This window comes from Alkalinema sp. FACHB-956 (assembly GCF_014697025.1).
Taxonomy (GTDB): Bacteria; Cyanobacteriota; Cyanobacteriia; order Leptolyngbyales; family Leptolyngbyaceae; genus Alkalinema.
In genome coordinates this window covers 158691-181249 of the sequence record NZ_JACJRC010000005.1, presented here as the reverse complement: position 1 = coordinate 181249, position 22559 = coordinate 158691, and the positions used below count along the sequence as shown (strand labels likewise).

At 50.4% G+C, this 22559-nt stretch carries 21 protein-coding genes; 13 read left to right on the top strand and 8 right to left on the bottom strand.

Going from position 1 to position 22559, the window contains the following annotated elements; all coding sequences use genetic code 11:
• Positions 1 to 69: 69 nt before the first annotated feature.
• Positions 70 to 381: a hypothetical protein gene (locus H6G21_RS08860; protein ID WP_190572812.1), complete on the top strand. Its 312-nt coding sequence runs from the start codon at positions 70 to 72 to the stop codon at positions 379 to 381.
• Between the two features lie 9 nt (positions 382 to 390).
• Positions 391 to 1518 carry a glycosyltransferase gene (locus H6G21_RS08855; protein ID WP_190572886.1) on the top strand — a complete coding sequence of 376 codons (1128 nt, stop codon included), beginning with the start codon at positions 391 to 393 and terminating at the stop codon, positions 1516 to 1518.
• A gap of 199 nt (positions 1519 to 1717) precedes the next feature.
• Here the strand turns inward: H6G21_RS08855 and H6G21_RS08850 are convergent, their stop codons facing one another.
• The 6 genes from H6G21_RS08850 to H6G21_RS08825 all read right to left on the bottom strand — a co-directional run bounded on the left by H6G21_RS08850 (position 1718) and on the right by H6G21_RS08825 (position 7689).
• Positions 1718 to 1981, bottom strand: a complete 264-nt coding sequence (locus H6G21_RS08850; protein ID WP_190572810.1) for a hypothetical protein — start codon at positions 1979 to 1981, stop codon at positions 1718 to 1720.
• A 555-nt stretch (positions 1982 to 2536) separates the two neighbouring features.
• Complete coding sequence (locus H6G21_RS08845) at positions 2537 to 3241, bottom strand: J domain-containing protein (protein WP_190572807.1); 705 nt, start codon at positions 3239 to 3241, stop codon at positions 2537 to 2539.
• Positions 3242 to 3356: 115 nt separating this feature from the next.
• Positions 3357 to 4310 carry a cysteine synthase A gene (gene cysK, locus H6G21_RS08840; protein ID WP_190572805.1) on the bottom strand — a complete coding sequence of 318 codons (954 nt, stop codon included), beginning with the start codon at positions 4308 to 4310 and terminating at the stop codon, positions 3357 to 3359.
• A 151-nt stretch (positions 4311 to 4461) separates the two neighbouring features.
• Positions 4462 to 4908, bottom strand: coding sequence for an Rrf2 family transcriptional regulator (locus tag H6G21_RS08835; RefSeq protein ID WP_190572803.1), 447 nt, complete (start codon positions 4906 to 4908; stop codon positions 4462 to 4464).
• Positions 4909 to 5102: 194 nt separating this feature from the next.
• Positions 5103 to 5435 (bottom strand): hypothetical protein, encoded by a 333-nt coding sequence (locus tag H6G21_RS08830; protein ID WP_190572800.1) that lies wholly within the window; start codon positions 5433 to 5435, stop codon positions 5103 to 5105.
• Positions 5436 to 5955: 520 nt separating this feature from the next.
• On the bottom strand, positions 5956 to 7689 hold the full coding sequence (locus tag H6G21_RS08825; RefSeq protein WP_242041725.1) for an iron uptake porin: 1734 nt from the start codon (positions 7687 to 7689) through the stop codon (positions 5956 to 5958).
• A gap of 716 nt (positions 7690 to 8405) precedes the next feature.
• Between H6G21_RS08825 and rimO the strand changes: the two genes are divergently transcribed.
• The 8 genes from rimO to hpsU all read left to right on the top strand — a co-directional run bounded on the left by rimO (position 8406) and on the right by hpsU (position 17699).
• Positions 8406 to 9761 (top strand): 30S ribosomal protein S12 methylthiotransferase RimO, encoded by a 1356-nt coding sequence (gene rimO, locus H6G21_RS08820; RefSeq protein WP_190572798.1) that lies wholly within the window; start codon positions 8406 to 8408, stop codon positions 9759 to 9761.
• Positions 9762 to 9876: 115 nt separating this feature from the next.
• Positions 9877 to 11379, top strand: a complete 1503-nt coding sequence (locus H6G21_RS08815; protein WP_190572796.1) for a DEAD/DEAH box helicase — start codon at positions 9877 to 9879, stop codon at positions 11377 to 11379.
• A gap of 102 nt (positions 11380 to 11481) precedes the next feature.
• Positions 11482 to 12243, top strand: coding sequence for a 3'-5' exonuclease (locus tag H6G21_RS08810; protein ID WP_190572794.1), 762 nt, complete (start codon positions 11482 to 11484; stop codon positions 12241 to 12243).
• Between the two features lie 98 nt (positions 12244 to 12341).
• A complete protein-coding gene (gene queC / locus H6G21_RS08805; protein WP_190572792.1) occupies positions 12342 to 13046 on the top strand; it encodes a 7-cyano-7-deazaguanine synthase QueC in 705 nt (234 codons plus the stop codon).
• A 94-nt stretch (positions 13047 to 13140) separates the two neighbouring features.
• Positions 13141 to 14019, top strand: coding sequence for an NAD(P)-dependent oxidoreductase (locus tag H6G21_RS08800; RefSeq protein WP_190572790.1), 879 nt, complete (start codon positions 13141 to 13143; stop codon positions 14017 to 14019).
• A 406-nt stretch (positions 14020 to 14425) separates the two neighbouring features.
• Positions 14426 to 15718, top strand: a complete 1293-nt coding sequence (locus H6G21_RS08795) for a WcaI family glycosyltransferase (RefSeq protein ID WP_190572788.1) — start codon at positions 14426 to 14428, stop codon at positions 15716 to 15718.
• A gap of 260 nt (positions 15719 to 15978) precedes the next feature.
• Positions 15979 to 16938 (top strand): glycosyltransferase family 2 protein, encoded by a 960-nt coding sequence (locus H6G21_RS08790; protein WP_190572786.1) that lies wholly within the window; start codon positions 15979 to 15981, stop codon positions 16936 to 16938.
• 134 nt (positions 16939 to 17072) lie between these two features.
• Positions 17073 to 17699: a hormogonium polysaccharide biosynthesis acetyltransferase HpsU gene (gene hpsU, locus H6G21_RS08785; protein WP_190572783.1), complete on the top strand. Its 627-nt coding sequence runs from the start codon at positions 17073 to 17075 to the stop codon at positions 17697 to 17699.
• A 32-nt stretch (positions 17700 to 17731) separates the two neighbouring features.
• Here the strand turns inward: hpsU and H6G21_RS08780 are convergent, their stop codons facing one another.
• Positions 17732 to 18064, bottom strand: coding sequence for a transcriptional regulator (locus H6G21_RS08780; protein WP_190572781.1), 333 nt, complete (start codon positions 18062 to 18064; stop codon positions 17732 to 17734).
• A 2-nt stretch (positions 18065 to 18066) separates the two neighbouring features.
• Positions 18067 to 19044 carry a sodium-dependent bicarbonate transport family permease gene (locus tag H6G21_RS08775; protein WP_190572779.1) on the bottom strand — a complete coding sequence of 326 codons (978 nt, stop codon included), beginning with the start codon at positions 19042 to 19044 and terminating at the stop codon, positions 18067 to 18069.
• A gap of 314 nt (positions 19045 to 19358) precedes the next feature.
• On the opposite strand from H6G21_RS08775, the gene lexA reads away from it, so the two are divergent.
• From lexA to H6G21_RS08760, 3 genes are all read left to right on the top strand, one after another.
• Positions 19359 to 19991 carry a transcriptional repressor LexA gene (lexA, locus tag H6G21_RS08770; RefSeq protein ID WP_190572778.1) on the top strand — a complete coding sequence of 211 codons (633 nt, stop codon included), beginning with the start codon at positions 19359 to 19361 and terminating at the stop codon, positions 19989 to 19991.
• A gap of 512 nt (positions 19992 to 20503) precedes the next feature.
• Positions 20504 to 21853 carry a bifunctional ornithine acetyltransferase/N-acetylglutamate synthase gene (gene argJ, locus H6G21_RS08765; protein ID WP_190572776.1) on the top strand — a complete coding sequence of 450 codons (1350 nt, stop codon included), beginning with the start codon at positions 20504 to 20506 and terminating at the stop codon, positions 21851 to 21853.
• Positions 21854 to 22175: 322 nt separating this feature from the next.
• Positions 22176 to 22520, top strand: coding sequence for a DUF4870 domain-containing protein (locus H6G21_RS08760; RefSeq protein WP_190572774.1), 345 nt, complete (start codon positions 22176 to 22178; stop codon positions 22518 to 22520).
• Positions 22521 to 22559: the final 39 nt, after the last annotated feature.

Sequence of the window (22559 nt, the reverse complement as noted above, 5' to 3'; positions counted from 1 at the left end):
GGAGTTCACTGGATTGATGGGGTAGCTATTGAGCATGACCCTTCGGTCGTTGTAGCTATCCCAAATCCGATGAACCCTATCATACGCATTGCTCTCATCTGCACAACCACGATCGCCCCAGGATTGGGTTTAACCGGGTATAGCGCCCACAATCTATTGCTGGATTGGCAGGAATTAGATCGGGCAGTCACTCGCCTTTCCACGATCGCGGATGGTAAGCCTACCGTTCAGCAGGTATTGCTTGCCAAGGCTGCTGAAGATCGCCATCGCATCAATTGCTTTGCTGAAGGGGTGGGAGTTTTGCTGGGTTGGACAATGGTTACGATCGGGATCCATGGCCTTTGTGGACTGCCCCATTCTTCCAAATCCTTTGAACCTTGATCAGTGATGATGAAAATTGCCCTATTTACCGAAACCTTTCTGCCCAAAGTAGACGGTATTGTGACTCGCCTCAAGCATACCGTTGAGCATCTCCAACGTTTGGGCAATGAGGTGATGGTGTTTTGTCCAGATGGTGGGTTAACGGAATATCAAGGGGCACGGATTTATGGTGTCTCGGGTTATCCCTTACCTTGGTATCCAGAATTGAAAATGGCTTTTCCCAGACCGGCGATCGGAGAAGCGCTCAAACAATTTCAGCCGGACATCATCCATGTGGTTAATCCCGCAATTTTAGGCGTGGGGGGCGTGCTCTATGCCAAGGCCCATAACGTTCCTTTAATGGCGTCCTACCATACCCATCTCCCGAAATATTTGGAGCACTATGGCTTGGGGCTATTGGAACCGGTACTCTGGGAACTCCTGAAATTGACCCATAATCAGGCGCGGCTGAATCTGTGTACTTCCACAGCTATGGTAGAAGCATTAGTCGAACGCGGCATTGAGCGAGTGGATCTCTGGCAGCGGGGAGTGGATACCGAAACCTTCGAACCCAGCTTGATGAGTCAGCAGATGCGCCACCATCTCTCCCAAGGCCATCCTGAGGATCCGCTGTTACTCTACGTGGGCCGCCTAGGAGCAGAGAAGGAAATAGATCGCATTAAACCCGTCCTAGAAGCTATTCCAAACGCCCGGTTAGCCCTTGTGGGGGATGGCCCCAATCGTAAAAATTTGGAAGCTCACTTTGCAGGCACCCGCACCCATTTTGTCGGTTATCTACAAGGGAAAGAACTGGGTTCTGCCTATGCGTCTGCTGATGCCTTTATTTTCCCTTCCCGTACAGAAACCTTAGGACTGGTACTCCTAGAAGCAATGGCCGCAGGGTGTCCTGTCATTGCCGCCAATTCCGGTGGCATCCCTGATATCGTGACGGACGGAGTCAACGGCTTTCTCTTTGAACCCCAGGATGAAGCAGGGGCCATCAAAGCAACTCAACGGTTATTCGCCAATCCCCAAGAGCGTAATCTTCTACGCCAGAACGCTCGAACTGAGGCAGAGCGCTGGAGTTGGTCTGCCGCTACCCGTCAACTTCAGGGGTACTACGAACAGGTGATTGGCAAAGTTCCGATCGCGGTTTAACTACGTTTTAACTACGTTGATAGATACCGTGTTGATAGATACCGTAATCACGACACTGGTAAATACCGCACTCATGACAAAGGAAGAGGCGCTCAAGACCGCTGAACAATCAGCCTACTTGAGCGCCTCTTCTGGATTCACAAATCTAGTTGGCTGAATCTATTCAAGAGTCCAACAACCAGTGAAATGGCCGAATCCATTAACTTGCCTCCGCAGATCCTCCGTTGAAAGGAGAATTATTGCCAATGCCAAGGGCTTTTTTGCTGCGCTTTAATTCTTTCCACAGAAGCTTGATTTGCTCGTAGGACTGCTCTGGAGAGATTTTGCCCCCGGTTTCAAGATTTGAAATCGTCATCACTCGTTGAGCAAACTCTTGAAGATTTGCATTAAATACAAGGTTTTCCGGCTTGACTTGGCCTCGGTACCGGCTACGAGGATTAATAAAGTCAAACTTATCAGACATCTTTTTAACCGCCTTCTCTCATTGAGTGATTGACATTGACTATGTCTGCTTCACCTTATTCCTAGGGGATGAATTGTTTTATCAACATTCATCAACATTTAGGACGTCAGTTTTTGCTCCATCAAGTGGTCTCCCCTTTCAGCAAGGATTGAACTCTTATTTGCTTAACCTATATTTAACCTAGCATTAACCTGGAAAAAAGTCGGGTACTTTATCAGATTTTTGATGTTTTTCTGGTAAAGATCATCAGATTCCCATGACATATCGGCGTATCTCTGCTTAATTCTGGTGCAGCATTTGGCTGCATCATGTCGATCGATCGTGCCTCAATCTCCCTGAGTAAGCGCCAACTCAGAAGTTGAAGGTGGTGGAGGGCAGATGACAAGGACGCACTGAAATCCACACTGAGATCCACAATGTTTCGATCGAGTTTTCCAGATCTCGAAGAGCCATTTCTGCTTGTAGCAAACAATGGCTGCACTGCCCCATGCATAATTCATGCACAGTTAATGCATGCGCAATGACTTCATGCACAGGTATGTAAGTTATGGACAATTATGGTCGAAGGCTTCTGACAGCGGCCTGCGCGTCTTTACGCAATCCCTCAGCAATTCGAAACATTTCATACCCGGTATGTAGGTATGTTTCGTCATAGTTGTGGCTGAAGTATTCCAATTCGTCTAGGGCGTCGCCCAACTGGTTCATGCAGTAGTACAAATGGGCGGCAGCACCCGCTGTCATGGGCGGATTGGGGATGGATTTGAAGACGGTTTGGGACTTATCTAAGGTCGATCGACTCGTTTCGATATAGGCTTGAAACGCTGCCATTAATTCATCATCGAACGGATCTGCTGAAAGCTCCTTGATCTGTCCCCGAAGGGGCTTGATGATGTGGTTCAGGTGCCGATTCACCGGAGTATATACTCGATTCAGCCACTGCCGCAGTTGCTCATCACTATCTTTCTCAGCTTGGCGTTGTTGGCGATAGGATGCTTGAGCGTCTGCCGATCGCGTCTGCCGATCGGAAAAATCGACCGTTGGGACATAGCGCAATTGCTGGTCATAGGATCGACGGGAAAGCGGATCGGCCAATACCTCATAGGCTGCACTCAGTCGCTGAAAAGTCTCCTGGCAAGCCGCAGTGGAATTGCGATCGGGATGAAATTTTTTCGCAAGCCGTCGATAAGCTTGCTTAATTTCGTCTTGGGTAGCCGTCGGCGGCAATTCAAGCGTGTCGTAATGGGTAGAAGAGGTCGCCATGACCCCATTTTACCCTGGACGATTGCTGCTCCTGCCCTGCAATCCCTCTCTCCTCCCTACCCGGATCATAAAATGGGGATGGGATTAGCCGGAAATAGGATTAGCCGGGAATGGGTTAACCATTAGGCAAAAATTCGGGGTCTTGGAAGAGGGGCGTACTCAGATAGCGCTCTCCAAAACTGGGTTGAATCATCACGATTAATTTGCCAGCATTTTCTGGGCGTTGACCAATTTCCAGGGCTGCTTTGAGGGCAGCTCCGGTAGAAATACCGGAAAGCAAACCCTCCTCGCGGGCCAGACGACGGCTAAACGCGATCGCGGTTTCATCGGCCACTTGAATCACTTCATCAATTAAGGCAGTGTTCAAAACGGGGGGAATAAAGCCCGCACCAATCCCTTGAATCTTATGGGGCCCTGGTTTACCGCCAGAAAGCACAGGACTATTCAGGGGTTCCACCGCGATCGCCTGAAACTTAGGATTTCGCTGTTTAATCACCTCTGCAACGCCCGTTAAGGTGCCGCCTGTCCCAACCCCAGCAATCAGGAAATCCACCTGCCCATCGGTGTCTGCCCAAATTTCTTCTGCGGTCGTGCGGCGATGGATGGCTGGATTCGCTGGGTTGCGAAATTGTTGCAGCATGTAGGCATTGGGGGTCGTATCCACAATTTTTTGGGCCCGTTGAATACAACCTGCCATACCTTCAATGCCGGGAGTCAGCTCCAACTCGGCTCCATAGGCCCGCAACATGGCCCGTCTTTCTGCACTCATCGTCTCTGGCATTGTCAGAATCAAACGGTAGCCCTTGGCGGCGGCTGACATGGCCAAGGCGATGCCCGTATTACCTGACGTGGGTTCCACCAGTATCGTTTTACCTGGTGTAATTAGCCCCTCCCGTTCTGCGGCTTCAATCATGCTGATCCCAATGCGATCCTTCACGGAAGACGAGGGATTCATACTTTCTAACTTAACGACGATTTCAGCAACGCAGCCCTCCGCTTGGGGAATGCGATTGAGCCGCACTAGGGGAGTCCGACCGATGAGTTGGGTAATATTTTGGGCAATGTGCATAATGGTTTTCGCTGAAATATTCGACTCGGGTGTAATACCGATTAACCGATCCCTTGACCGATCGCAACTCGAAGCTTGATTAGCCGCAGATCGACTGAGACAAAATTTTGACTAAGACGAAAATTGACTAACCAAGGATGCATCGAACTAGCTAGATGTAGTACATCAAATCCAGCTGCCGGCAGGCGTCCCGGCGATCGATGAGTTCTTGGAGGGTGTAGTTTTGGAGAACGGCATGGGCCGCTTGGCAGGCTTCCTGCCAAATTTCATCCACAACCTTATTTTCTAGTGTCCTATTGGCGTTACCTTCCCGATCGCCCTCATCGTCCCGAGCTTCCACACCTTCTAGACAATTCAACACATCGAATAGGGAAATTTTCCAGGGTTCCCGCGCTAACAGATAGCCCCCCTTTGCGCCCCGTTGAGACTTCACAATGCCACCTCGGCGCAATGTCGCTAGTAATTGCTCTAGGTAGCGATCGGGAATATTTTGCTGGGCTGAAATTTGGCGAATTTGCAGGGGCTCACTACTCTGGTAGCGAATAGCAAGTTCCAGTAGGGCTAGGAGCGCATACTCACTTTTACAGGACAGTTCCACAGTTGAAGCTAAGCCCGTTCGGCAACTACAAAATGATTAACTCTAGTATACCCCGGTTTTCCGCTAGGGTTTTGCAGGTTTTCAAGGCACCCCCGATCGCTCATCCTTTAGATAGCATTAGGCGTATAAAAAATCCTCTAGGACGAATTGAAGTCCTAGAGGATGAAGTCAAGTTGACGGGGTAGATTCAATAACTACTGCATCATAGACGGGCAAGGAAAAATCCGACTCATCATCGGAATCCGCACACTAGCGGGTTTTGCAGCGGGAGCATTGACCGGAGTCTCAGCCTCAGCTTGAGCGACTTCCACCTGCGTCTCCGATCGACCTGAAGGCAGTTGTTCTTGACGGTTCAGATTTTCTGTGGCGGATTGGGGGGGATTATTAGACTCCTCAGCTACAAGCTGCGAAGAGGGAGTCGATCGCAATTCCTCGGTTATTAAATTCTCGGCCTTAGCAGGTGCACTCCCCAGCACAACACAGCCCACGACACCTGCCACAACGGCACAAGGCATTAATTTCATCATGATGTTGAAACTTTCCAATTTGCATATTCAGAGCAACCGATCGCTGGCAAATGACCGCGTTTATGAATGGATAGAAAGCCTGTCCAAAAAGCTGTAGGTAACCCGGTAACCCGTTGGGGTGAAGTCACGCTTTCAATTCATAGCTACAGTAGAAAGTATTAGCGGCCATTGAGCCCTGCGACACCCAATCTATGGAAAGTCTAGCCAGTGTGCTCAAGATCCCATAAGCGAACTTTCACGGAATCCGGCAGGGTCGCGTCTTGAAGTTTTGTAAGGTATCCAGTCATCGGGTGCCACCCGCAGTCGCAAGTACCCCAGTCTCTGCTGAAAGTGCCCCAGTGTAGGTTTGATAACACTTGGATGGAGGCTAGATTGAGATGATCCATCCATTTATCGGGATTCGTTGAGGTGACTTGAGAATCGTTGAAGTCACTTCAACAGAGGCAAACTTCCCGTAAATTTACGCAGCAAATCTACGGAGCGTGGGATTGGGGATGGCGTCTTCTACCAAGTAAAACTTCTACCAAGTAAAAGCTGTGCGCAGGGCACCAACAGCGATCGGGTCACTATCTGGAGAATGTCCCGGTTGGAAAACCACAAAGAATCCTGGCGTGATGCTGATGCGATCGTTGACCTGCCAGCGATAGAACACTTCCACATGGGTACTGGTTCCCGGTTGTCCGCCCGCCCGTCCTGCACCTGTTGTCAGGAAATCGGGATAATTGCTCCCGATCGGTAAATTGCTGCTGACAATTTTGGGGGGTTGGCCGACATAAATTCCCCCCAGATTGCCCTTGCCAAACAAATCTGGGAAGTTCAGATACGCCATGTAATTTGTGGTTTCCACATTGCCGGACTGCCCCGGAATATGGGAGTTGGTATAGCCAAACCAGCCACCGACGGACAGTTTGGGCGAGACTTGCCAGTTCACACTAGTGCCGATCGCATGGGTGGACAGGGGGGGAAAGTTACCTGTGGTGAGATTGGGCGCAGTCAGAATATCATCCCCAACAAACCCGAGGGGAATGCCATCAGGTGCATAGTTATTGACGTAGTAAATATTGATATCCAGGGGATCGATCGGGGTGAGCGCCAACTGAAATCCGAAGGTGTTGTGACCTTTGGGGCCGGATGCACTGGGAAACACACCCGGAATATTGGTGTGATAGACCCCTTGCAAGCTGGCCCGTTTAGCAAATTGCCAGTCAAACCCTGCCCCCCCGCGACCTAAACCCAGATTGAGGATGGGATTTCGCTGGGCAAAGAGGGAAATCGGCCCGGTGGCAGCACTTTCAACTCGGTTGGGGCCTCGGAAGGCTGCATAGGTATAGATGCCTTCCGTGCCCACAAAGCCAGCCAATTTATTGCCCACCAAGAAGCGGTAATTCAGATCGAAAAGCTGCAAACCAGGCACATCAAAAAAGTCATACCCCACCCGATCGTCATTGATCGATCGGACAAATGATCCCTTCGGTCCCCCGTTGCCATTAATGTTGAGCAAACTGGTGGTTAAGACACTGGTGGGACTAAAGGCAGTGTTGAGGATGAGATAGTTCCAGTTGATGAGATTGACGTTGGTACTGGTGTCTCGAGTTGCTTGTCCACCGCGCCGCGCCGTATTTTCGCTAGTTCCCTGAAATCCCACGATCGTGATCCCCATCAATTTCGTGGTGGTGGAAAACTGCTGCTTCTCCAAGGTGGCAGTTCGGCTTTCTAAGCCATCAACGCGCCCCCGCAGGGTTGCTAACTCCGCAGCAAAGGTTTCCTGTAGCTTTTGCAGGGTTACTAAATCTTCCTTTTGTGCCAAGGAGTCGGTGGCAGCATTCACCAATTCACTCACGCGATCCATGCAAGCATTCAAGCCAGCGGCAAACTCGTAGCGTGTTAGCGCTTGGTTACCTCGAAAGGTGCGATCGGGATAGCCTGCAATACATCCATAGCGTTCCACTAGCGATTGCAACGCTTGAAAAGCCCAGTCCTGGGGCTGGACATCCGTTAATTGGGCCGTTGCAGTCACCTGCTCCATCCCCGCGATCGGGGTAGCGGTCTCTGTTCCGAGGGCTTCAATCTGCTCAAAAATAGAATGGGTGTTTGAACTGAAGTCCGTCGGGACTGGATTTTGGGTAATCGGGTGAGCAGTCTGAGATTCCGGCTGGGTTGTTTGCGCAACTGCGGAAACACTGACCCCCAATCCGCTCATCACCATCCAGGGGATCATTGCAGCAACTTGAGCCAATGGTTTCGATGTCTGCATGATTTTTGATCTCTCAGCCTTCAGTTCAAAGCACAGTACTTAACATTCACGACTTCAATACATTCCTGACTTTCATGATCAGCAATGCTCAGAACTTAATGTTCAGAACGGGATCTTCAGTCATGATGTCGGTGATTTCAGTAAACTCAGGATCCACTCCGTGTCGCTCAACGGGCTTCTTGCGTCGGGATAATGCGGAATCATTCAGATCTGCAAACCCACAAATTCCCGATCGTGCTCCAAAGTGTGTGTCAATCTGGAACATTCGCTAGGGTCAGAGTGCCCAAAAAAATACGGATGCACATAGAAAATTTCAAATTTCTTCATAGAACTTCTCCCGTAGTCTCCGCAAAACAACACTGGTTTTTCAATTGTTGTGTGCTGTTATTGTTTGCTGACAGAGTGCTTTGAGAGAGCAAATTTCCTTAATGGGGCAGTGGCTGAGGCTGTATTTTGATCTAAATTGTGTGTAACAGATTGTAATAATTCACAATTGCGTCTAGGATAGGAAACAACACGGCCTCTCTAAGGCATGCTCTAGTGCACGTTGATGCGTTAGAGTGTTCTGGGCCGATTTATACAGCGATTGCGGCTATGCACCCGAAGAGTTTCCGGAGGGTGATGATACGGAAGGTTAGACCGTTTTGGGGCGCGATCGCAGTGGCATACACCACCTTCTATTCCTTTCGTTTACTCATCGAGCATAAGCTGAATACATGGGCAATAAGCCAACGATCGCCGTTTCCCACTTGGGATGTGAAAAAAATCGAGTTGATACCGAACACATGTTGGGTCTGCTGGTTCAAGCGGGTTATCATGTGGATGCTAACGAAGCCTTAGCGGATTACGTTATTGTTAACACCTGTAGTTTCATCCAAGCGGCTCGGGAAGAGTCGGTTCGCACCTTGGTTGAACTTGCAGAAGCTAATAAAAAAATTGTGATTACGGGCTGCATGGCTCAACACTTCCAGGATCAGTTGTTGGAAGAATTGCCCGAGGCTGTCGCCCTAGTGGGTACTGGGGATTATCACAAGATTGTGGATGTGATTCATCGGGCTGAAGCAGGGGAGCGCGTCAAAGAGGTTTCCCTAGAGCCAACCTACATTGCCGATGAAACCACACCCCGTTATCGCACCACCACAGAGGGAGTTGCCTACGTACGGGTTGCGGAAGGTTGTGACTACGGATGCGCCTTTTGCATCATTCCCCACCTGCGCGGCAAACAACGTTCCCGAACCATTGAGTCGATCGTTGCAGAGGTGGAAGCTTTAGCAGCCCAAGGGGTGCAGGAAGCCATTCTCATTTCTCAGATCACAACCAACTATGGTCTGGATATCTATGGTGAACCGAAATTAGCGGAACTGCTGCGAGCCCTAGGGAAGGTAGACATCCCTTGGATTCGGATGCACTATGCCTACCCCACCGGGTTGACCCCCAAGGTGATTGAGGCCATTCGGGAAACCCCCAATGTGCTGCCCTATCTCGATTTGCCGCTGCAACATTCCCACCCGGAGGTTCTGCGATCGATGAATCGTCCCTGGCAAGGTCGAGTGAACGATGGCATTATCGAGCGTATCAAGGAAGCCATTCCCAACGCTGTCATGCGGACGACCTTTATCGTCGGCTTCCCTGGGGAAACGGATGAACACTTCGAGCATCTGAAGCAGTTTGTCCAACGCCACGAGTTTGATCACGTGGGTGTGTTTACTTTTTCTGCGGAAGAAGGGACGCCTGCCTACGACTTGCCGAATCCAGTGCCCCAAGCAGTGATGGATGCAAGGCGAGATGAGCTAATGCAACTGCAACAACCGATTTCCCTACGGCGCAACCGATCGGAAATTGGCCGAGTTGTAGATGTGTTGATTGAGCAAGAAAATCCTGAAACCGGAGAATTAGTGGGTCGATCGGCTCGCTTTGCTCCGGAAGTGGATGGTTTAGTGTACGTGCAGGGCGAGGCATCCCTAGGATCTCTAGTGCCTGTACGCATTGATGATGCAGATGTCTACGATCTCTATGGACATATTGCCACTGCCGCCGATTTGGTTTCGCACCAAGCCGTGCTGGCTCGGTAGTTTCTCAATTTTTTCCTTTCCCATTAAAAAATTTGGGATTGGTGCGTAAATCAGGTCGCGCCTAGCGGTCATCGCGCACCCGTTTGCCTAACCTTCTTTGTTTTTAGGAAATCTGATGACGACTCTTTCGTTTCAAAGCCTTGGACTCTCTGAAGCTCGCGTTCAATTTCTGGAGCAGCAGGGATTTTCAAACCCGACGCCCATTCAGGCTCAGGCGATTCCTCAACTGCTAGCCGGTCGCGATGTGATGGGATTAGCGCAAACGGGAACGGGTAAGACAGCGGCGTTTTCCCTGCCGATCCTGGAACGGATTGATCCCCGTAACCATGCTGTCCAAGCCTTGATTTTGACCCCTACCCGTGAACTTGCGGTGCAAGTCTGTGCCGCAGTCCGTGGCTTTGCAGACGATCGTCGGGTCCGGATTCTTCCCATCTACGGTGGTCAGTCGATCGATTTACAAATCTCTCGACTGCAACGGGGCGTGCAAATTGTGGTAGGTACGCCGGGTCGGGTCATTGACCTGATGAACCGGGGCGACCTAAAGCTCGATCAAATTAGCTGGTTCGTTCTGGACGAAGCAGACGAAATGCTGAACATGGGCTTTATTCAGGATGTGGAGAAAATCCTCAGCCAAGCCCCCAGCGAACGGCAAACCGCCTTCTTCTCTGCGACGATGGATCCTTCTATCCGCAAGCTAGTTGCGAAGTTCCTGCGCTCTCCGGTCAACGTGACGATCGAACAGCCCAAGGCTGCGCCCTCCCGGATTAATCAAGTGGTCTATATGGTGCCACGGGGTTGGACGAAGTCGCGATCGTTGCAGCCGGTGTTGGAATTGGAAGATCCAGAATCCGCAATCATCTTTGTCCGGACTCGGAAGGCGGCAGCAGAACTGACCAGCCAACTGCAAGCCGCAGGGCACAGCGTGGATGAGTACCATGGTGACCTGACCCAAAGCCAGCGGGAACGCCTCTTACTGCGGTTTAAGCAACGCCAAGTTCGTTGGATTGTCGCAACGGATATCGCAGCCCGTGGGATTCACGTCGATGACCTGACCCATGTTATCAACTACGATCTGCCGGACAGTGTAGATAACTACGTGCACCGGATTGGTCGGACGGGTCGGGCGGGTAAAGAAGGGACAGCTCTCTCCCTCGTCCATCCCCTCGATAAGCGGAAACTGCGCGACATTGAGAACCATATTCGCCAGAAGCTAGATATTCGCAATGTCCCCACCCGTGCGGAAATTGAGGCGAAGCATCTTGAAAAACTGAAAACCCAACTGGCGGAAGCCGTGGCGGGTGAGCGGATGGCTTCCTTCCTGCCGATCGTCTCCCAGTTGTCGGAAGAGGGTTACGAAACCCATGCGATCGCAGCTGCAGCCTTACAACTCTACTACGACAAGACCCGTCCTAACTGGATGAATGCGTCGGCAGATCCGACCCCGGAAGAATTGGCTGCTGATCGCCCAATGCGCAATGGGGGGGGTGGAAGCCGCCGTTTCCGCTCCGACGATCGACGTGGGAGTGGTGTCCGGGGACGTAGCGATCGCGGAGGCGATCGTCGGCCTAGAAACAATGCAGATCGCGGGAACGTACCCCGTCCTGTGTTGAAAAAATAATCAGCAATCGGCAATCGGTGCGCTCTGCATCGGTTAACCTAGATTAATTCGGAATCAAAAGGCGTGTCATTGGCACGTCTTTTATTTGTTTAGACTCCAACCATGCTATCCACCGATCTGCTTACCTTTTATCGCCACATTGCCCAGCAAGATTTGACGATCGTTGACCTGGAAACCACGGGTTATAAGCCGCCCCAAGCAAGGGTGACAGAAATTGCGGTAATTCATGCCAATCTCAAAACAGGCATCACCTTCCAGCAAACCAGTTTAATGAATAGCCAAACCCAGATTCCTGAGTTCATTGTCCAATTGACCGGCATTCGCCAAACGATGGTGGATAATGCCCCGCTCGCGAGCGAGCTATGGCCGCAGTATTGGCCGTGGCTCCAACCTGGAATTCTCACCTGCCATAATTTAGAGTTTGACTATGCATTTCTCAAAGCAGAGCTGCGCCATTGTCAAATTGATTTCTCTAAATTTAAGCAAGAGCGTTTTTGTACCCTGCAACTGGCGCGATTAATGCTGCCGGACTTGCCCTCGCGCAGCTTACCGGATTTAGTCAAACATTTTGGTTTTACGGTCGGTCAATCGCATCGGGCGGCAGCGGATGCCCTAGCTTGCTGGCTATTGGCCCAGCGACTGCTGACGGAGATCTTGGATACCGAGGATAGGGTTTTGCTCGAACGATTTGGGCAACAGTGGTTACCCCTCGCGGAAGTTGCGCGGATATTACAATGCAAACCCCAAGCGGCCACCCTGCGCTTGCAACAAGCCGGCATTGAACCTCGAGAATCGAGTCATCGTCGGACGTTACTCTACCCACGATCGGCGGTCGAGGCGCTCATGGAGCATTCCTCCATCTAGCAATTATTTTCGTGTGATTAGACTAACGCTGTGAATGTAGCTTTTATGATAAATTCTTTTGTTTGTTCTGTGACTTTTGTGTTGTGAACGGGAGGCAAGTGCCTGTGAAAAAAGCGGTGGTTCTCTTATCCGGTGGCTTAGATTCTGCAACTTCTGCGGCCCAAGCGATCGCCGATGGCTACGAAGTGATTGCCCTGTCGCTCTACTACGGTCAACGCCACGATCGCGAACTCCAAGCCGCCCGAGACCTTGTTGCAGCATTGAACCTGAGTGAACACTTTATTTTAGATGTGAATCTGTCCCAGTGGGGCGGATCAGCATTGACCGATCGGCAAATTGAGATTCCCACCGAAGGCGTCCAATCGGATGTGATTCCCTCCACCTATGTCCCCGGTCGCAATACGGTCTTCATCGCGATCGCCCTTGCTCTGGCAGAAGCCAAACAAGCAGAGGCGATTTACCTAGGCATTAATGCCGTGGATTATTCTGGCTATCCCGACTGTCGGCCCGACTATCTAGCGGCGTTTGAAAGATTAGCCCAACTGTCGTCTAAAGCAGGATTAGAAGGCCATGCCCCTCGGTTGGTAGCTCCATTAGTTCTAGACAGCAAAGTTGATATTGTGCATCGCGCCGTGAAATTGGGGGTTCCGATCGCTCAAACCTGGTCTTGCTACCAAGGGGGAAGCGAACCTTGCGGACTGTGTGACTCCTGCCGCATTCGTGACAAAGCCTTGATTGATGCAGGATATCCAGACCTGGCTACGGCATTGGGTCGTCAACTGAACCATCAGGAGTCGCGGTAGGTCAGCTTGCCCGGTTAGGCTAATTTTTCAGATTTCGAGAACGCAAATTCCCGTAGTAGGCTAATTACGGTCACGACAAGGGAGCGGAATCGAAATGCAACTGGGAATTTTTGGGACAGGCTTGATGGGATTACCGATGGCCCAGCGTTTGCTAGAAGTTGGACATTCGGTAATTGCCTACAATCGCACTGCGGAAAAGGTCGTGCCGTTGCAGCAAGCGGGTGCCCAAATTGCCCCGTCTCCCCAAGCAGCGATCGCCGATGCGGATTACCTAATTTTAATGCTGACGGATGCAGCGGCCATCCATGCCACATTACTGACCCCCGAAAATCGTCCCGGTTTGGCGGGCAAAACCGTGATTCAAATGGGCACGATCGCCCCAGCGGATAGCTTAGAAATTCGGGATCAAATTTTGTCCATCGGGGGAGATTACCTAGAAGCCCCCGTATTAGGCAGCATTCCGGAAGCCCAAAAGGGTACGCTGCTGGTCATGGTGGGGGCGGAACCCCAATCCTTTGATCGCTGCCTACCCATCCTGCAAGCCCTGGGGGCATCCCCTCGGCTAATTGGCCCCGTCGGCAGCGCTTCCACCCTCAAACTGGCATTGAATCAGTTGATTGGCTCATTAACCTCCGCCTTTGCGCTGAGTTTAGCCTTGGTTCAACAGACGGGGGGAGATGTGTCAGCCTTTATGGATATCCTGCGGCAGAGCGCCCTCTATGCGCCTACGTTTGATAAAAAGCTCCAACGAATGCTGGACGGGAATTATGACAATCCAAACTTCCCCACCAAGCACCTCCTCAAGGATATGAATCTAGTCATTGAGACGGCGCGATCGCAGCAGCTCTCAGTAGAGGCGATGGCAGGGGTGCAGCAAATTTTACAAACGGCGATCGAGCAAGGCTGGGCTGACAAAGACTATTCCGCAATATTCGCAGCGATTCATCATTCCCCGTCATCTAGCCGGGTGTAAGTTTAGTGTTTGCACAGAGGAAGCCCTAAAACCCCCTCGTTAAACTGGGCTACAGTACCTCACGTACCTCCATGGAATGATATTTCTGGGCCTGTACGGGCCAGCGCATTGATCTATGGATTAAGTGATTAATGCTACCTAGAAAGCTGCTGTAGCCCCGTAGAAATCACGAGGAATCTTTAAAGAATCTTTAGGCCAGTCTAGAATCAGACAAAGATTCCCTGAACTCAGCCCCTCGGGTCTTTTCCGGAAAGTTTGTCTGTCGCTACTGTGGCATTAGATTCTCAATCTACCAATGATCTCCTTGGATTTAGTGGGACTCGGTTTTCTGGCAGATGCTCCCTCAGTTTTGAGGAAGCTGGAACCTTCTGAATGAATCTTCTCTGTGCCAGCGCGACACTCAAATATGCGAATTTTGATCTACGCCTACAACTATTACCCGGAGCCGATCGGGATTGCCCCATTGATGACAGAGTTGGCGGAAGGGCTTGTGAGCAAGGGGCATGAAGTTCGAGTAGTGACTGGTATGCCCAACTATCCCCAACGCCAAATTTACGAGGGATACCGCAACAAGCTTTACCTGACTGAAGAACGCAACGGGGTCACCATTCAACGCAGCTATATTTGGGTCAAGCCTCGTCCAAGTCTCCTCGATCGCATTCTTCTTGATGGCAGTTTTGTGCTCACAAGTTTTGTGCAAGCGTTGCGAGGGTGGCGACCGGATGTCATTCTTTTAACCGTTCCCCCCTTACCCGTGTGTGTGCCTGCGACGGTACTGGGATGGATTTATAATGCGCCAGTCGTGCTGAACGTGCAAGATATTTTACCGGAAGCGGCGGTTCACTTGGGATTACTGCGCAATCAACCGCTGATTAAGGTGTTAGAAAAACTTGAAAAATTCGCCTATCGATCGGCCCATACGATCAGCGTCATTGCGGATGGCTTTATTGATAATCTGGTCGGCAAAGGCGTATCAGCCAGCAAAATTACCTGCATTCCCAATTGGGTCGATACGCAGTTTATTCGTCCCCTTCCCAAAACTAATAATGCGTTTCGCAAAGCCCATGGCCTCGAAGACAAGTTTGTGGTCATGTATTCCGGCAATATAGCCCTCACCCAAGGGCTGGAAACGGTTATTCAAGCAGCCGCCCAACTCAAACATCAGAGCGAGATTGTGTTTGTGATTGTGGGCGAATCGAAGGCGATCGCAAAATTACAGGAATTGTGCAATCATTACGGGACGGATAACGTTAAACTACTCCCCTTCCAACCTCGGGAGAAATTACCCGAAATGTTATCTGCGGCAGATGTGGGTTTAATTGTGCAAAAGCGCAATGTCGTTTCGTTTAATATGCCATCCAAGACCCAAGTTTTACTGGCCAGTGGTCGAGCGGTTGTGGCGTCGGTTCCCAGCACAGGTAGCGCAGCAAAGGCGATCGAAAAAAGTCACGGTGGCGTGGTCGTTGAGCCGGAAAATGCAGAAGCCCTTGCCAATACTTTGTTCCAGCTCTATCAGAATCCACAATTGGTCGAAACACTAGGACACCAGGGCCGACAATTTGCCCTTGAACGCTATTCCTTTGAACAAGCGCTCAATCAATACGAAGCACTCTTTAAGCAAGCAACGGCGCGATCGACCATTAAGGAAGCCGACTTAGTGGAAACCTACACCCTCAGCCCTGAGAAGTCAGGCAGCTAGCTCCAAGTCCGTTAAAGGTTCGACAAGATCACTGGGTTTACACGATCGAGATTCCCCTAGGGCCGTCTCGATCGTTTTATAGTATTAGCGTTTTTGGGGCTGGTCGTGGCTGGGACGGCCCTACCAGCCAAAAATTACAGGTTGCACCAGCCAAAAATTACAGGCTGATCGAGCGAATCAACGGTCCCTGGGGCACACTAAGGCAACGATTTCCCATGCCGAATTTTCCACTTTAGGCCAGTCCTTCAGTTTTAACGGTTATGACCCACGCCAAAACTCCGTCTAATTCATCCAAAATTCCTGTTTCTGTCCTGATCCCGGCCCGGAACGAAGAAGCCAACTTACCGGCTTGTTTGCAAAGTGTGGCGCGGGCGGATGAAGTCTTTGTTGTGGATTCGCAAAGCAGCGATCGGAGCGTTGAAATTGCGGAAAGCTATGGCGCTCAGGTGGTGCAATTCCAGTTCAATGGGCGCTATCCCAAAAAGAAAAATTGGTCCTTGGAAAATCTACCTTTTCGCAATCCCTGGGTGTTGATTGTGGATTGTGATGAGCGGATCACCCCGGAATTGTGGGAAGAAATTGCTGAAGCCATCCAGAATCCAGCGTTTCAAGGCTATTACCTCAACCGTAAAGTCTTTTTCCTGGGTAAGTGGATTCGCTATGGCGGGAAATATCCTGACTGGAATCTTCGCCTGTTCCAACATGCCCAAGGTCGCTACGAAAACCTAGGGACTGAAGGAATGCGCAATACGGGGGACAACGAAGTCCACGAGCACGTTGTGTTGCAGGGGGAAGTGGGCTATCTGAAAAATGACATGCTCCACATTGACTTCCGGGATATTTACCATTGGTTAGAGCGCCACAACCGCTACTCCAATTGGGAAGCTCAAGTGTATTACAATTTGCGCAATGGCAAGGATCACGCAGGCACGATCGGGGCCAATTTGTTTGGGGGAGCCGTTCAGCGCAAGCGTTTTCTTAAAAAGATCTGGGTGCGCTTACCCTTCAGACCTTTGCTGCGGTTCATTTTGTTCTATATCCTACGGTTAGGATTTCTAGACGGGCAAGCAGGCTATACCTATGCCCGCTTGCTCAGCCAGTATGAATATCAGATTGGCGTTAAGCTATTTGAATTGGAGCAATTGGGAGGCGTTTTGAATCAAACCGATACGCTCACAGATCGGATGACATTATCGCCTGTGCCCCAACCCGAAGCTTAGGCTCCAGCATAGGTTCTCGATTGAACAAGATCCGTGAAAAGTGATGTATGAGGGCATGGCTACGGTAGTCATGCCCTGTCGCTCTCATTTAACCTCCCATGCTCCCAAACCCTCCCTCTCAACCCACTCATTCCATGGCAGAAGAGACAGCCCAGCCCGTCGAGCTTGTTCCACTCGAAATGCCTGCTTGGGTTGATCTGCGCACCTATGATCAATCTTGGTTCGATCGCGGGCGACCAAGCTGGTTTATTTTGCTGTGGTGGCTGGTGCAGGCGATCGCGTTTCCCCTCAGTTTACATTCTGCCAGTGGATTTCGTTGCTGGGTTCTGCGTTGCTTTGGGGCCAAAATTGGGAAAGGGGTGTTAATTCGGCCCACAGCCCGATTGACCTATCCCTGGAAGGTGGAAATTGGTGACTATAGTTGGATTGGCGATGATGTTGTTTTGTACAGCTTAGATACCATTCGCGTTGGCAATCACTGTGTCATTTCCCAAAAAAGTTACCTTTGTACAGGGAGCCATGATATGACCGATCGTAGTTTTGGTTTACAAACCGCAGAAATTACGATCGGGAACGGGAGTTGGATTGCAGCGGATTGCTTTATTGCTCCGGGGGTGACGATCGGGGCAAATACTGTGGTTGGAGCTCGCAGCAACGTTTTCACTTCCCTGCCGAGTCAGCAAGTGTGTTGGGGCAGCCCCTGCCGCCCTCGTTATCGACGGGTGATGAATGACCCAAACGCAACTGAAAAACGTAACTAAAAATAAGTTGGTTAGCTAATTTCAAGCTTTAACTAGCAAGACAGCGTATGGATGACCCAGTTGGCATCGGAAGTCCAGCAGACCCCACCATAGCGTTCTAGGAGTGGTCGAATTCCCTCCACAATCTTCTCTTCCTGATCGCGATCGCAAAGGGTCAGGATGTAATCATTGGCTAAATCGGTGCCTAGGTCAAAATCATCCACCGACTGACCACAATCCCCCCGGCCCATAACATTGCGAAAAATGCTGTAACCGACCCCAATACGATCGAGCACTTTTAAAATCTTGCGTAGCTCAACGGCTGGCACAACAATTTCAATTCGCTTGACCGGTTTAGTTCCCTGTTTGATTTCCGGCGTTGTCATGTTTATACTCCCCAAATCTGTTTAATGATCTCTAGATAAACGGGAATTCCTACCACAATGTTAAAGGGGAAGGTTAAGGCCAAAGCCATGGAAATGTAAATGCTGGGATTGGCCTCCGGTACCGACATCCGCATAGCGGCGGGAACGGCAATATAGGATGCACTGGCACAAAGTACTGAAAATAACAGTGCATTCCCTAAGGTCATTCCCAAGAAACGGGCAATCAAAATTCCTAGGACTGCATTGAAGACTGGCATAAAAACAGAGAAGGCAATCACGAAGGACCCGGCTTTGCGCAGATCACTCAGGCGCTTTGCGGAAACGAGCCCCATATCCAGTAGAAAAAAGGCCAAAGCCCCGTAAAATAAATCTTCCACAAAAGGTTTCATCTTGCTCCAGCCCGCTTCCCCAGTCAGCAAGCCGACCACTAAGCTACACATCAGCAGGAAAACGGACCCATTTAGAAAAGCTTCCCGCAGGAGTTCCTTCCAAGACATCGACTCCGATCCCTGTGGTTTAGTCGCATGCATCCGAACGAGCAGCAGCCCAACAATAATTGCGGGAGATTCCATTAAGGCAAGGGCTGCAACCATATGGCCGCCAAAGTCGATGCCCAATTTGTTCAAAAAGGAGCCTGCAGTGACAAACGTAACCGCACTAATGGATCCGTAGGCTGCCGCGATCGCCGCTGCATTGTAAACATCTAACCTGAGCCGCAGAATGAAAAACGAGTAGATTGGGATCAGGCAGGCCATGGCCACGGAGGTTGCCAAGGTTAGGGCAATTTCGTTAGTAAAGCCACTTTCCGCAATTTCGTAGCCGCCTTTGAAGCCGATCGCCATGAGTAGATAGAGTGAAAATAGCTTCGGCAAGGGTGCAGGGATTTCGAGATCCGACTTCACCAGCTTGGCCAGCACCCCCGAGAAAAAGAACAAGACAGGCGGGTTAAGAATGTTGAACAGCAACAAACTTGTGTCCACAAACACTCCTCCTAGGAGAATCAACTTTTCGCAATCATAAAGATTGATTTAAGTTGATGGATTCTACCGTAAGTTCAGGGGGAAATTCAGTTTCAGCAATGTAAAGCAACGATCCTTCAGGGGAAGGATGCTGGGGCATGACCTGTAGATCGGACTTATGCTGGCTTATTCTGCCCCAGTCCTGTCGGCGGGCGGACGGATATTCAAGGACTAGCAAAGTTTTCTAACAAAGTCCTAGACAAGTGCAAATGTTTTAGGATACAAGTGTTCTATGGTGGGTTATTATCCCTAAACGCATTTCACCCCAAACCGCTATGGAACCTTTAGAACGATTAGAGCCTTTGACGGAAGCCCAGCAAGAACTCTATGACTGGCTGACTGAGTACATCAACGAGCATCAGCACTCCCCTTCGATCCGACAAATGATGCGGGCTATGGATCTCAGGTCTCCAGCGCCGGTACAAAGTCGTCTGGATCATCTTAAAAAGAAGGGCTACATTGCCTGGGAAGAGGGTCAAGCAAGAACCATTCGCCTGCTTCACGCACGACCTAAGGGGATTCCAGTGGTTGGCGCGATCGCGGCAACGAGCTTGGTAGAAACCTTTAATGACACGGAAGTGGAGCATCTCGACTTCTCCAACATCATGATGAAGCCGGGACACTTTGCCTTAAAGGTTCGTGGTCACAGCATGATTGATGCGCTAATTGATGATGGTGATATTGTGATCATGCAACCCGTCACCGATCCGAAAGCCATCAAAAACGACACGATCGTGGCAGCCCGTGTGGAAAGCAAAATCACATTGAAGTACTACCAGAAAAAAGGCAAGAAAGTCACTTTAATGCCTGGAAACCCCGATCGTGAAACCTACCCTATCACCGAGGTCAATGCATCCGACGTGGAAATCGAAGGGGTTTTGGTTGCTGTGTGGCGCAACTGCAAATAAGTTGGATCCAATGCCTATTCCATAAAAGGGAACTCATTCAGCTAGCTTAGGGTTCGCTAACTCCAAGTTGGGTGAGTTCCTTATTTTTTTGGGGAATAATTTTTAACGTAGGGCCTCGCTAGGCTCGTCATTCAACGGTGTAAATCAGATAGGGGAACTAACTGCGCGATCGTCTATACGAAAAACTACGGATTTTGGGAATAACTTTACCAAAAGTTCAGTAAATTCTTCTCGAATTTTTCAAGATGAGGGGTGTTACCCCCCACCCCGAATGTGGCATACTATGCCTAGTAGATGCACCCTGATGATAGGGGGAGTTGCCCTAGCAACCCTCCCTTTTTTCTTTGAATTCGATAATTATGCCCTAAAAAGTTCCATCTCAAGACGCTGCGCGACAGTCTGAGATGATGCGCTTAAGCAATTGATTGTTTGGGAAAGTTGACTGCCTTGGCCCATGTCTTCTTTGCCCCTGATATAATCGCGATTCAGGCGATTTAGGCGGAGAAGTAGGAATGGCGGATTGGCAAATGATCACAGGGGGAGTAACGGCTCCTAAAGGCTTTCGCGCTGCGGGGATTACTGCCGGATTGAAACCCTCAGGGTTACCTGATTTGGCACTGATTGTGTCGGATGTGGATGCGATCGCGGCGGGAGTGTTTACCACCAGTTGTGTGAGGGCTGCCTGTGTGGACTACTGCCGTCAACGCCTCAAAGCGAAACATTACGCCCGTGCCATTCTGTGTAATGCGGGACAGGCTAATGCGGGCACGGGGCAACAGGGTCTGGAAGACGCGATCGAAAGTGCGCAATTGCTGGCCCAAGCCCTAGAGATTTCACCGAACGCGGTTCTGTTGGCCTCGACGGGCGTGATTGGCCAGCGGATTAAGATGGAAGGCTTGCGATCGGGAATTCCCAACGTCGTTGCAGCACTGAGCGAAACTGGATCCGATAGTGCAGCCAAGGCGATTACGACCACGGATTTAGTTACGAAGTCGATCGCCCTGGAAACTCGGATTGCCGATCGCCCCGTGCGAATTGGGGGAATTGCCAAGGGTTCCGGCATGATCCATCCCAATATGGCAACGATGCTGGCTTTCATTACCTGCGATGCGGCTGTGGCTCCCCACCTGTGGCAGGAAATGCTCCATCGCGCGGCGGATAAGAGCTTCAACCAAATCACGGTGGATGGGGATACCAGTACCAATGATTCCCTGATCGCCCTAGCCAATGGCCAATCTCGCACGCCGGTCATCACTGAAATGGGACCGGAAGCAGAGAAATTGGAAGCCATGCTGACGGAGGTTTGTACCTATTTAGCGCAGTCGATCGCGCGGGATGGGGAAGGGGCAACCTGCTTGATCGAAGTTCAAGTGACCGGGGCCAGCAGTGATTCGGCGGCGCGACAAATTGCCCGCACGATCGCCGGATCTTCCCTAACCAAGTCTGCGATTTTTGGCCGGGATCCGAACTGGGGACGCATTGCGGGGGCGGCAGGACGCGCCGGAGTGCCCTTTAACCAAGAGGAGCTTAGCATTTGGTTAGGGGAGTTTTGCCTGATGGAAAATGGACAACCCTTAGCCTTCGATCGGGCCGGAGCCAATGCCTATCTTGTACAACAGGCCAACGCTAGCATCAGTCCACTGGCGGGCAAATCGGTTGTCAGCACTGAAAATAGCAACGAGCTATTGGTGCTAGAAGGCAATTATCCCACCGTGTTCGATCGGGAGGCAGCAAGTATTCAATTCGTCAACCATCCTGTGATCATTCGGGTCAGGGTTGGTGAGGGGTCAGGCCAGGGCAAAGCATGGGGCTGTGACCTTAGCTATGACTATGTCAAGATCAACGCAGAATACACCACTTGAGGTTGATTTGAGGTTGATTTGAGGTTGATTTAAAGTTGATTTGAGGGGCGATCGTTTTTCTTAGGGAAGCGATCGTTTTTCACTTGGGGGCGATCTCAGATCAGAAATCAATAAGGTTTTCTGCACCTAGCGATCGGGAATGATGCCATCTCTGACTGTAGTCTGACTTATCTCTGACTGTAGGTAGTCTGGCTTATCTCTGACTGTAGTCTGACTGTAGATGATGGCATCTCTTAGACTAGTTGGTATCCGTCCAAGGGAACTCGCCCAGAGAGTGCCAATCAGAGCAAGGACACCCGATCCCCTCACTTTACCCACCACTATGCATAGTCACCAAGACCGCACCAAACAAAAGTTACTTTGCATTGTCAGCCATGGCGCAGGGTTGCTGACTTTTTCGATCGTGTCGATTTCCATTCCGATCGTCATTTTACTTTTGTCTGAAGATTATATTGTGCAGGAAAATGCTAAGGAAGCGGTCAATTTTCAACTGACCTTTTTTATCTACGGCATTATTGTTGGAATTCTGTGTCTTGTATTAATCGGTTTTTTAGCACTGATTCCGTTGATTATCTTAAACGTGATTTTGCCCATTCTCGCGATCGTGGGTTGTGCGGCTAATCCCGATCGGCCCTTCCGGTATCCCTTTGTCTTGCATTTGCTGTAGCGGTTCGAATTTTCGTAACATTCTCCAGCGTGTCAAATC

Bases quoted from the DNA above. Each gene is read 5' to 3' on its own strand.
- H6G21_RS08860 (WP_190572812.1), top strand. From the start codon at position 70: ATGAACCCTATCATACGCATTGCTCTCATCTGCACAACCACGATCGCC.
- H6G21_RS08855 (WP_190572886.1), top strand. From the start codon at position 391: ATGAAAATTGCCCTATTTACCGAAACCTTTCTGCCCAAAGTAGACGGT.
- H6G21_RS08850 (WP_190572810.1), bottom strand. From the start codon at position 1,981: ATGTCTGATAAGTTTGACTTTATTAATCCTCGTAGCCGGTACCGAGGC.
- H6G21_RS08845 (WP_190572807.1), bottom strand. From the start codon at position 3,241: ATGGCGACCTCTTCTACCCATTACGACACGCTTGAATTGCCGCCGACG.
- cysK (WP_190572805.1), bottom strand. From the start codon at position 4,310: ATGCACATTGCCCAAAATATTACCCAACTCATCGGTCGGACTCCCCTA.
- H6G21_RS08830 (WP_190572800.1), bottom strand. From the start codon at position 5,435: ATGATGAAATTAATGCCTTGTGCCGTTGTGGCAGGTGTCGTGGGCTGT.
- H6G21_RS08825 (WP_242041725.1), bottom strand. From the start codon at position 7,689: ATGCAGACATCGAAACCATTGGCTCAAGTTGCTGCAATGATCCCCTGG.
- rimO (WP_190572798.1), top strand. From the start codon at position 8,406: ATGGGCAATAAGCCAACGATCGCCGTTTCCCACTTGGGATGTGAAAAA.
- H6G21_RS08815 (WP_190572796.1), top strand. From the start codon at position 9,877: ATGACGACTCTTTCGTTTCAAAGCCTTGGACTCTCTGAAGCTCGCGTT.
- H6G21_RS08810 (WP_190572794.1), top strand. From the start codon at position 11,482: ATGCTATCCACCGATCTGCTTACCTTTTATCGCCACATTGCCCAGCAA.
- H6G21_RS08800 (WP_190572790.1), top strand. From the start codon at position 13,141: ATGCAACTGGGAATTTTTGGGACAGGCTTGATGGGATTACCGATGGCC.
- H6G21_RS08795 (WP_190572788.1), top strand. From the start codon at position 14,426: ATGCGAATTTTGATCTACGCCTACAACTATTACCCGGAGCCGATCGGG.
- H6G21_RS08790 (WP_190572786.1), top strand. From the start codon at position 15,979: ATGACCCACGCCAAAACTCCGTCTAATTCATCCAAAATTCCTGTTTCT.
- hpsU (WP_190572783.1), top strand. From the start codon at position 17,073: ATGGCAGAAGAGACAGCCCAGCCCGTCGAGCTTGTTCCACTCGAAATG.
- H6G21_RS08780 (WP_190572781.1), bottom strand. From the start codon at position 18,064: ATGACAACGCCGGAAATCAAACAGGGAACTAAACCGGTCAAGCGAATT.
- lexA (WP_190572778.1), top strand. From the start codon at position 19,359: ATGGAACCTTTAGAACGATTAGAGCCTTTGACGGAAGCCCAGCAAGAA.
- argJ (WP_190572776.1), top strand. From the start codon at position 20,504: ATGGCGGATTGGCAAATGATCACAGGGGGAGTAACGGCTCCTAAAGGC.
- H6G21_RS08760 (WP_190572774.1), top strand. From the start codon at position 22,176: ATGCATAGTCACCAAGACCGCACCAAACAAAAGTTACTTTGCATTGTC.